The organism is Natrinema soli, assembly GCF_028618695.1.
On record NZ_JAQIVI010000493.1, the window covers coordinates 1 to 1743 of the forward strand.

General features: G+C 69.1%; 1 protein-coding gene and 2 pseudogenes. 2 read left to right on the forward strand and 1 reads right to left on the reverse strand.

The features are described from left to right. A pseudogene (locus PGX04_RS24760) lies at positions 1-494 on the forward strand (HTTM domain-containing protein); the annotation flags it as partial. Positions 495-702: 208 nt separating this feature from the next. Continuing rightward, complete coding sequence (locus PGX04_RS24765; RefSeq protein WP_273740936.1) at positions 703-1335, forward strand: DUF6735 family protein; 633 nt, start codon at positions 703-705, stop codon at positions 1333-1335. A 36-nt stretch (positions 1336-1371) separates the two neighbouring features. Here the strand turns inward: PGX04_RS24765 and PGX04_RS24770 are convergent. Continuing rightward, positions 1372-1743 (reverse strand): annotated as a pseudogene (locus PGX04_RS24770) (DNA mismatch repair protein); the annotation flags it as partial.

Below are 1743 nucleotides of genomic sequence, written 5' to 3' on the forward strand. Positions count from 1 at the left end.
CCCGGGCCCGGGTCCGTCGCGGGGTTCGACTCGGGACGACGGTGCTGTTCGCCTGCGTCCTCCTCTCCGTGGTGAGCTGGCAGGTGACCGCGGCCGGCCTCGTTGATCCCGGACCGGCCCCGGGCGGTGAGAAACTGGGTAGTGCGAGCTGGGCCTTCTTCGCACCCGATCCGCCGGACGAGTACAGCTGGTACGTCGTCGAAGCCGAGCGCGAATCAGGCGACCCGATCGATCTCGTCGACGGCGGGACGGTCGATTTCGACCGCCCGCCGGACGCCATGGATCGGTATCCGTCGACGCTCTGGAAGCGCTACGGAACGAAGCTGCGCGGCGGCGGTGGAGACGCCCACCTCGATCCCGCGGCGGCGTACTTCTGTGACCGCGCCCCCGACGACGTCGAGTCGGTGACCATCTACCGCGTCGATCAGTCGGTCGACGCGGACGGCCCGGTCGGCGAACCGGTTCCCCACGAGCGGATCTCGGCGACCTGCTGAGGTGTCCCGGAACGGGTCGTCCGCCCCCACAGTCCCGCCGAATGGACAGTAGAGAGGAGGGGCGTCTCTCCCGGAGCGACCGACCTCGAGAACGCAGACGTCCGCAGGTTCAAGTACGGACGGGCGGCCAGAGCCGCCGTGACCCGTCACACAGTTCCCCGCTCGACCCTCGAGTGGATCGACTCGACCACGGCAGACAGGGTGGACGATGGGACATAGGGCGCTCGTCGCCTACCGGCGACCGGATCGGCTCTACGACCTGCGATACAGCCACTGGGGCGGCGAGACGCTGTCACTGGCCGGCGAGATCACGTCCGCCACGCCGCTGGCCGACGGCTCGGTCGCGGGGCCCCTGGTGGCGGACTCGATCACCCGCGATCGAATCCTGACGGATCATCTCGATCCCTGCGTCCACGAGGCGCTGTATCTGGTCGACCCGGCGGCCGACTACGCGGTCGACGCCTATCGGGTCTGCTGGCTCGAGTGGGGCGACGGCCGCGACGGCGGTCGAGGTGCGATCGTCGAAGCCGATTCCGAGGCCGAGAACTCGGTCGGGCACTGGTTTCGCGCGACCAAGACCACACTGGCCGACATCATCGAGATGGGGGCGCTCTCGCGGCGAGCCGCGCAGGCCTACCTCGAGGCCCGGGTCTGCGAGGAGTACGACGGAACGCTCTACACCTACGGCGAGCCGATCGATACCGAACCCGGAACCGGGTACGAGCCCACGCCGGACCGCTGGCTCGAGGACGGAAACTGGTTCGAGGACGAAAACCGCCTCGAGGACCGATACAACCGCGGGGAACAGACAGACGATAGGGAACGGACGGACGATGGGTAATCGACTGACGACGGGACTGGAGCGGGCCGTCGTAACTCACTCGCCGGTGGTCCAGCGAGCGTCCGCGAGCGTCCGCTGGACGATCTCGTTGCCGACGGCCTCGGCCAGCGTCTCGAACCCGGAGCGTTCGCCCCGATCGCCCGCGTTCGCGACGAGCCGCGAGACGATGAACTCCGGCGTCGAGCGACCCACCGTGCCGAAGCGGGGCTGGTAATCGACGAGCAACTCGAGGTCGGGGTTCAGCCCCTCCGCGAAGATGCCGTCGACCCGCGCTTGCGGGGGCAGCGGCTCGAGGTCGTCCGCGAGGTGGGTGACGAAGACGCCCAGCGCCTCGCGGTCGACGGAGAGCGTGACCAGTCCGTGAAGCAGGTCCGCCGCGCTGCCCGGCTCCGTGATCGCCTCGAACTC